The organism is Arthrobacter sp. AOP36-C1-22 (genome assembly GCF_052377515.1).
Taxonomy (GTDB): Bacteria; Actinomycetota; Actinomycetes; order Actinomycetales; family Micrococcaceae; genus Arthrobacter_H.
The window spans coordinates 1-8,164 of sequence record NZ_JBQSWW010000052.1; the positions used below are offsets into that span (position 1 = coordinate 1).

The window sequence follows — 8,164 nt, forward strand, 5'->3', positions numbered from 1 at the left end:
CAACCCGCTACGCCCCAAACCCCAAACACCGGAAAAGCCCCCGGAAGAACCACCCTTCTGAGTCGATATCCGGGAGCTATCCAGCTTCTAGGCCTCGAGCTTGTGCCAGCCCTCTGCTGCGGTATAGATGGCAACGATTCGACCTTCACCAGGTCCGCTGTTCCCGGATCCGTCTTCCATGAGCCGGGCGAATTCGACTTTATCTTTGGTTAGTGCGTCGGTCGTTGTCTCGAGTGCTTCATCAAGGTCGTTTCCGAAGACATCCGTGCGTGAGTCGACACTGCCGCGAGACAGTCTTTCCAAGTGATAGGCCATAGAGCGATTCTATGCACGGCCCCAGCTCCTGACCAGCGCTTTTACTGATGCGCTGGGTGGATGTAGCCGGGGGAGTCCCGGGAAAACGCCCATCATGGTGCAGGGGGAGCAGGGTACTTGGAGCGTGGCTGAACGATGGCAAGCGGCCACCACAGGCGGGGATCCAGACAATAGAGAGTCCGCACGTGCGGCCGTCACCGAAGTGTCGCTCGCTCGTGCGGACTCTCTACGGACTAGATGAGGTTTAGCTTTGCGGTCTGACTAGCAGCCGTAGTAGAGCTCGAACTCATAGGGGTTCGGGCGCAGTGACAGCGGCTTGATCTCGGTTTCGCGTTTGAGGTCGATCCAGGTCCGGATCAGATCCTCGGTGAACACATCACCGGCGAGCAGGAAGTCGAAATCGTCCTCCAAAGCCGACAGGGCTTCCTCAAGCGACCCTGGTGCCACCTGGATGTCCTTGGCTTCCTCGGCTGGAAGTTCGTAGAGGTCCTTGTCGATCGGATCGGCCGGTTCAATGCGGTTGCGGATGCCATCGAGGCCTGCCATGAGCTGAGCGGCGAAAGCAAGGTACGGGTTGCCCGAGGCATCTGGCGCGCGGAACTCGATGCGCTTGGCCTTCGGGTTCGACCCCGTGATCGGGATGCGGATACCGGCGGAGCGGTTGCCCTGCGAATACACCATGTTCACCGGGGCTTCGAAGCCCTTGACCAGCCGCTTATAGGAGTTCACGGTCGGGTTGGTGAAGGCAAGGACGGAGGAGGCGTGCTTGAGTAGTCCGCCGATGTACCAGCGGGCGGTGTCCGACAGGCCGGCGTAGCCCTTCTCGTCGTAGAACAACGGGACACCATCGGTCCACAACGACTGGTGGCAGTGCATACCTGAACCGTTGTCACCGAAGACCGGCTTCGGCATGAACGTCGCGGACTTGCCCCAGGCATCGGCCAGGTTCTTGACGATGTACTTGAACTTCAGGATGTCATCAGCAGAGTGCGTCAGCGTATTGAACTTGTAGTTGATCTCGGCCTGGCCTGCGGCGCCGACCTCATGGTGCGACCGTTCGACTTCAAGGCCCGCCGCTTCGAGTTCCAGGCAGATGGCGTCACGCAAGTCGGCCTGCTTATCGGTGGGAGCCACCGGGAAGTAGCCTCCCTTGAACGGCGTTTTATAGGCCTGGTTGCCGCCCTCTTCCTTCTTGCCGGTGTTCCACGGAGCTTCGACTGAATCAATTTTGTAGAAGGAACCTTGCGGCTTCGACTCCCACTGCATGTTGTCGAAGATGAAGAATTCCGCTTCCGGAGCGAAGAAGGCAGTATCGGCAATACCCGTGGACTCCAGGTATGCCTCAGCACGCTCGGCTACGCCACGCGGGTCGCGGTGGTACGGTTCGCCGGTACGGGGGCTGACGATCGAGAAGTTGAAAGCCAGGGTCTTTTCCAGACGGAAGGGATCGACGAAGCCGGAGGTGACGTCCGGAATCAACTGCATGTCAGAGTCCGCGATTCCCTGGAAGCCCTTGATCGACGAAGCGTCGAAAAGCTGTCCGTCGACAAAGAAGTCTGCGTCAACCGTTTTGGCCGGGACGTTGAAGTGCTGCTGCACCCCCGGGAGGTCCGTGAATCGGATGTCGACGAATTTAACGTCCTCGTCGGCAATGTACTTGAGGACTTCGTCAGGGTTTTTGAACATCTGCTACTGCTCCTATGAGGTTTGCTCAGGCCAGGGAAGCACGCGGCCTTTGCACGTGTCGGCCCCTCGCTGTATCCCTACTCTAACGAATATTGGTTCCCCGATCGTGACACATTCGCTTCTCGGGCGTTATAGAGTGCCCAGCGGACCGATCCCAGCGATTTCGGGAGTAGTTTTTCGCTCCCGCCCGGCCTCGCGTTCCGGGCTTATCAGCGTGGACGGGACGATGTCGCCGCACTCTGGAAAGCCCGCGATAGACTGGTGGGGTGGAACGTAAAGATGTCAGCTCATGGCTCGAAGGCCCGCCTCAGCTCAATTCCGAAGCCTGGCCGGGCCAGCGCCTTGGACGGCCCGAAAGCGGGCCGGGATCTGTGGCTCGCATTGGCCGGCGCGTCGGTGCCTTGTGCATCGACTGGGCCTTGGCCATGATCCCGTCGTTCATTTTCTTCCACGGCAGTTCCTACGCCAATTTGGCGCTGTTCGCCGCCATGCAGATCGTCTTCGTCGGAGTGACCGGCCACTCCATCGGCCACCGCACCCTCGGTATGCAGGTGCAGGGCATGGACGGCTCGCCCGTGCGACCGCTCCAGGGCCTCATCCGCGGTGTCCTGGTCTGTCTGGTCGTCCCCCCACTGGTCACCGACCCGGATCAGCGCGGCCTCCACGACCGGGCCATCAAGACTATCCTCGTACGGACCTGACGTCCTGATATAAGTCGTAGGTCTTCCCAAAACACCTCCGGAGGTGCCAGAAGGGATATATCAGATCCCTCATCGAGGATCAGGCGTTGACGCGCCGGTCCTTCTGGCTGCCCCCGGAGGTGGGTCATGTCATTCCATCATGCAATACAGGCCGTTGTCGTGGCTGTGGACGTCGGTAAGAACACTCTGGCTCTGTCGGCCACCGACTCTGAACATCAGATTTTGCTGGATCCATTCGATGCCGCGATGACCCGAACGGGTCTGAACGCCGCGTTGGAGAAGATCCAAGTCGTCATACCACCGGATATCCCGGTCCTGGTCGGCATCGAGGCCGCCGGGCATTACCACCGCCCGCTTTCGTCCCCGATGTCCTGGCCCCCGGGTTGGAAACTGCTCCAGCTGAATCCGGCCCACGTGGCCGAGCAACGCCGCATCCAGGGCCGACGCAAGGTCAAGACCGCCGCGATCGATCTCGAAGCAATCACCGAACTGGTCCTGGCCGGACGTGGCCAGCAAATGACCGAACGCTCCGTGGTCATCGGCTCAATCACCGTCTTGGCCGCCCACCGGTATCGCCGTATAGAGGCCAAGACCGCGTTGAAGAACCAGATCCTGGGCCAACTCGACCGCACCTTTCCCGGCCTTTCCCTGGCCCTACCCAACATTCTGGCCACCAAGGTCGGCCGGCTGGTCACCGAGCACTTCGCCGACCCGGACCGTCTTTCCTCACTGGGTACCGAACGGTTCATCCGCTACGCCCAAGTTCGCGGGCTGCAGGTCCGAGGCCCCATGGCGGCCCGGCTGGTAGCCGCGGCCAGGGATGCGTTGCCCCAGACCGATGCCGTCTCGGCCCGCGACGTGCTCGTAGAAGACCTGGCAATGCTCCAACTCCTCGACGGGCAGATCTGCACGGTGGACGCCCAACTCGCCGCACTGTTGCCGTCCACCCCGTTCCATCCCCTACTGTCCGTGCCTGGCTGGTCAGTGTCCCGGGCCGCGGCCTACGGCGCCGGTATCGGGGAACCATCCCGCTGGCCGGGACAGTCGCAGATCTACCGGGCCTCCGGGCTGTCTCCGTCCCAATATGAATCAGCCGGTCGGCGCCGGGACGGCTCAATCAGCCGCGAGGGCAGCGTCGAACTACGCCGGGCCCTCATCGGCTTGGGCAACGGGCTGTGGCTCCACGACCCGGCCTCGAAGGACTATGTGGAGGCCCGAACCTGCCGATCAACTCCGGGGCGGGCCTCCTTCCAATCATCCAGCGAAAGCGGCACCCATGCTAGACAACTTCGTAGTCCTCGACTTTGAGACGGCGAACCCCAAGCGGGCGAGCGTCTGCCAGATCGGTGTGGCGAAAGTGGTCGGAGGCAAAGTGGCCGCGGTGCATACTTATCCGGTCTGCCCGCCGCGCGGGTTCGAGGTCTTCCACCCCAACAACATTGCTGTCCATCATCTGACGCCGTCCTATATCGAGGGTGCACCTGATTGGCCGGAGCTCCTGGACCGGTTGGTCCGCTTCACTGGTGGCCTGCCGTTGCTGGGGCACAATGTCGCCTTCGAACGGTCGGTGATCAACGCTGCGACCATCGAGTCTGGTCTGGAAGTTCCAGAGTTCGACTACGAGTGCACGATGAAGCTTGCCAAGCACTAGTTGCCGGGCTTGGCGGCGTACCGCCTCGACGTTGTGGCGGAGGAGATCGAGATTGCTGATTTCGGGCACCACGATGCCGGTGAGGATGCTCGAGCTTGCGCTGATGTCGCCCTGGCTCTTGCCGCACGCGTACAGGTGGGAACCCTTGCCGAGTTGCGGGCCCCACTGATGAAGAAGTCCCGCCGTACTGCCCGAAGCCGATAACCCCACGAAAGGCCACATCGTGTCTCGCACCACCCACACTGTTCCTGCTCCGCCCACGGAGCCGGCGGCCAGCTCTCCGGCCGTGGATCCCGCACCGTCCCCGGAGGTGCCGGATGCTGCGCCGACCCCAACCGAGGGCACCGTCGACTTCGGACAGCACTGGGACGGCTTCTGGTCTTCCGTCTCGGGAGCCTATCCGGGGCTGCCTGAGACCATGGCTATGGCGGGTACGGCTTTGGTCTTCGTGCTCATGCTCAAGTGGCTCTTGGATTCGCGCAAGGGCCGCAACACTGGGCATGTTGCCAAGCCGATGTTGTGGATCCTGATCCCAGCTTCTGCCCTGCTGGCGCCCTCACTGATCATCCCGTTGCTGCTGCATGTGATCTCGTTGCTCCTGAATATTGCTGCCGGTGCGTTGGACAACATCGTCGGCTAACCGGTTCTCGCAGGAGGGCGGGATTCTCCTGGTGCCAGGCGACTGCTTGCGCGGACGGGCCCGTATTGGCTCCTTGTCACCAGCCCGTCGTCCGCACGTCGTAGACGTAGCGATTCCTGTCGTAAACGTAGACGGGCATTGGCGTCGGCCGCCCTCCGGCTGCGTAAAGACCCCCGTCGTAGACGTGGAGGGGTATCGGCCGTGGAGTCCCATCGGCCGCGTAGAGGTGCGCCACCAGGTCTCGCACCCTGGCCACCGTCCTGACCTCAGACTCCTCGTCAAGGGTGACCTTCGCGACCGGGTTCCCGGTGGCCGGACAAACGTACTCTTCGATCTTGTCCACTTCAGTGGTGTCTATCGTGAGTCTGTCCCCGCCTATGAGCTCCAGCTCGTATTCCTTGCGTTGGGCGTCCTTGTTCAGGATCTTGGCAAACAACACTGTCGACCGGCCCTGAGCTTTCTTGGTCATGACTTTCTCCTATGCGGTTCACACGTCAAATGCTCATGACGAGCATCCTGAATGGGCGCATAGGCGTGATGCTCTGAACGCAGACGGCCCGTTAGCGGCGGACACGGCTTTCCTGGCTTAGAATTGAGACCAACGCTTCTCCACTCGCTGCAGATCCACTAGACGCAGAACCAGTTGCGGTTGAGCATATTTCACCCACGGCGGTACGAACACTTCTCCTGATGGGAAAACGATTGATGGCCCCGTCCCTTCGACGAACAGCCCCATTTGTCCCCCCATCATTTGCGCACTCGGCATCTGTGGCCTCAGCGTCATCAGGTCCTCGTTGCTTGGGGCAACGGCAAGGGTGCTTTCCAGCACACTCTTCAGAGCGTCGACCAGGGCCTGCTTTTTTGGAAGCTCTGCCTGCACGTTCGAGGACACCTTGATCTCATATTTCTCAAGGCACTTCTCCGGAGCTGCTTCGTACTCCTTGCGGAAGTTGTCGTCCGTGGCCAACTTGCCTAGAACTTCCAGAAACTGGCGAACATCGCCCATCGTTCTCACCCTCACTTATTTGTATAGCGAAATGATCAATCGAGCTTGTGTTCAGCATGGGCCTCCGACTGAGGGGAGTCAATACTTACGGACGATGGATTATTAGGGCACCGCAGGCGCCGGAGACTTTGCCTAGATGCGTGGGTCGGTAGTCGATAAACCAACTGTCCGGTGTCAGCCCTGAACCCGAAGGCCCGTCCCTCTCGTCAGAGAAAGAGGACGGGCCTTCGGGCTCTATTTCAAGGAAACGCCACCTGGCTGCTCCGAAGCGCTACCCAGATGGTCATGCCACGCCCCGCAGAGCGGGGTCCCGCCCCTTTCAGGCCGTCTGGGCCCGGTAACTGAAGAGTTTGAGCAGATTATGGCACCCCGCCATCAACTCCTACTCCCTCGAGGCCCTCTCCAAGCCGCGCAACAGCACGTGTTTGCCTTGCCGTGTGTGTATCTGCCGAAGACCGGTTCCACGATGGCCTTGCGCCTGGCATAGACCGCTCTGCCCTTCTTCGTCTTCAGCCGCCTGGCCATCCTCTCGGTCACCGTCGCGTCCTTCGGGATCCTGCCCCGCGGTGATTCCGGCACCGGGCGCCCATGCTTGACCCTCCGGGTGGACACGAAGAACGAAGTGCCCCCGGCAGCCTCCCGAGAACCGGTGTGTTCTAGGTTCGCGGCTGAGCAATACCCTGCGTCGGCACTCCACTTCGCCGGCATCGCGTCCAAGGAAGTGGTGGTGTGTTCGATCATCGGCACCAGCTGCTGCACGTCCACCGCGGTGTTGCCCAGTTGGGTGGTCACGGTGACCTGGCGGTCGGCATCAATAACGGCCTGGTCGTTGTAGCTGTAGTGGTAGGAACCATCGGCGGTCTTCGTGATCCTCGCGTCCGGGTCGGTGAAGTTGCGCTGGGACGTCGGTTTGGCCACCGCGTCCGCGGCAGCAGCGTCCCCGGAACCGGTGATGTCCTGGTCGTCGTCTCCACGATCGCTTGCCTTCGTTTCGGCTTCGGCCTCGATCGATTCCCATGCTGCCTGCATCGCGGCGGCCCGGCGCTGGCGGTTCGCCAGTTCGGCGGGCAGCTCATCTCCTCGCCTACCTGGCCCGAATCGGGCGTCCTCGTTCGCATCCACGGTCTTGGCCTCGGCCATCAGGTCACTGATCTCATCGGCGAGGACCTTCTGCCTGCTGGTGAGCCTTTCGTAGGACATCGCCTTATGCCGTGAGGCGTTGCCGCGGACCTTCGTTCCGTCCAGGGCCACATGGCCCAACGAGACCATGCCCGCGGCCCGGCAGAGTTCAAGGGCCTGGAGGAATACGTTGCCCAGTGCTGCGAGGTGGCGTTCACGGAAGCGGGCGATCGAGCGGAAGTCCGGTGCCTGCTGGGCGGCGAGCCAGCGGAAGGCGACCACATCGGTGCAGGCCTTCTCCAACTCGCGGGAGGAGCGGACCCCGACGCAGTATCCCTAGAGCAGAACCCTGAGCATCAGGCGTGGATCATAGGGTGGTTGGCCCTTGGCCTTGGCATGGGAGGCGTAGAACCGGGTCAGGTCCAGTTCGGTATCGACGAGTTCGCCGATGAACCGGGCCAGATGGTCCTGGGGTAGCCATTCATCCAGTGAGGGCGGGACGAGCATCACGGCGTTGGGTTCGAAGGCCTAGAAGCGTTTGTTGACTCCGCCGTTGGTGTCGATCCGGTCATCGTCCGGGAGCTCGACGCGTTCGATGAGGGATTCGTCGAACAGGCCATCCATGTCAGCAGAACCGGTATCCATACCCCCAATTATCCCAGCAGAGGCGCCTGTTCCTGGTTAATCCCCTCAGCGTTTTAAGGTTCGTTGCCGGAATTACTGACCCACGCACCTAGGAAACGGTCCGGAGGGGCGGCCGTACACGGTGCACGAGTAGACGTCGGCCGTGCAGGGTCAGGTGGGAATTGTGGTTGAGGAGTGGGCGACGGACCATATCGTCGGACATGGAAGAACTCCTGGATCGGTTGTCGTCATAACTGCCGATCCAGGAGGTCTCCACTTATTCAACTGCCGACAATATCTTGGTCGAGTACATCTAGCCGCCCAAGTTCCACGGGACTTACGCCACCACGATGTCGACTGTGCGTGGGTTGTTGTCGAGTTTCTGCCAGCCGGTCATCGGGGTTCCGGTGTAGCGCCAGATG

The 8,164-nt window shown here is 61.4% G+C and carries 8 protein-coding genes and 1 pseudogene; 4 read left to right on the top strand and 5 right to left on the bottom strand.

The window, feature by feature from the left end; genetic code table 11:
- Positions 1-87: 87 nt before the first annotated feature.
- Positions 88-315, bottom strand: a complete 228-nt coding sequence (locus ACT3S6_RS15705; protein ID WP_444555747.1) for a hypothetical protein — start codon at positions 313-315, stop codon at positions 88-90.
- Between the two features lie 261 nt (positions 316-576).
- Complete coding sequence (gene glnA / locus ACT3S6_RS15710) at positions 577-2,001, bottom strand: type I glutamate--ammonia ligase (protein ID WP_444555748.1); 1,425 nt, start codon at positions 1,999-2,001, stop codon at positions 577-579.
- Between the two features lie 266 nt (positions 2,002-2,267).
- On the opposite strand from glnA, the gene ACT3S6_RS15715 reads away from it, so the two are divergent.
- The 4 genes from ACT3S6_RS15715 to ACT3S6_RS15730 all read left to right on the top strand — a co-directional run bounded on the left by ACT3S6_RS15715 (position 2,268) and on the right by ACT3S6_RS15730 (position 4,993).
- Positions 2,268-2,702 carry an RDD family protein gene (locus ACT3S6_RS15715; RefSeq protein WP_444555749.1) on the top strand — a complete coding sequence of 145 codons (435 nt, stop codon included), beginning with the start codon at positions 2,268-2,270 and terminating at the stop codon, positions 2,700-2,702.
- 126 nt (positions 2,703-2,828) lie between these two features.
- Positions 2,829-4,010, top strand: a complete 1,182-nt coding sequence (locus ACT3S6_RS15720) for an IS110 family transposase (protein WP_444555750.1) — start codon at positions 2,829-2,831, stop codon at positions 4,008-4,010.
- Positions 3,979-4,353 carry a hypothetical protein gene (locus tag ACT3S6_RS15725; protein ID WP_444555751.1) on the top strand — a complete coding sequence of 125 codons (375 nt, stop codon included), beginning with the start codon at positions 3,979-3,981 and terminating at the stop codon, positions 4,351-4,353. Before ACT3S6_RS15720 ends, ACT3S6_RS15725 begins: the two co-directional genes overlap by 32 nt.
- Before the next feature lie 223 nt (positions 4,354-4,576).
- Complete coding sequence (locus ACT3S6_RS15730; RefSeq protein ID WP_444555752.1) at positions 4,577-4,993, top strand: hypothetical protein; 417 nt, start codon at positions 4,577-4,579, stop codon at positions 4,991-4,993.
- 76 nt (positions 4,994-5,069) lie between these two features.
- Here the strand turns inward: ACT3S6_RS15730 and ACT3S6_RS15735 are convergent, their stop codons facing one another.
- The 3 genes and pseudogenes from ACT3S6_RS15735 to ACT3S6_RS15745 form a co-directional block, all read right to left on the bottom strand.
- Entirely contained in the window at positions 5,070-5,462 is a 393-nt protein-coding gene (locus ACT3S6_RS15735; RefSeq protein ID WP_444555753.1) for a hypothetical protein, read from the bottom strand.
- 117 nt (positions 5,463-5,579) lie between these two features.
- The gene (locus tag ACT3S6_RS15740; protein ID WP_444555754.1) at positions 5,580-5,999 is read right to left on the bottom strand and encodes a hypothetical protein; all 420 of its coding nucleotides are present in this window, start codon (positions 5,997-5,999) and stop codon (positions 5,580-5,582) included.
- Positions 6,000-6,318: 319 nt separating this feature from the next.
- Positions 6,319-7,625: pseudogene (locus tag ACT3S6_RS15745) on the bottom strand (transposase).
- Between the last annotated feature and the right edge of the window lie 539 nt (positions 7,626-8,164).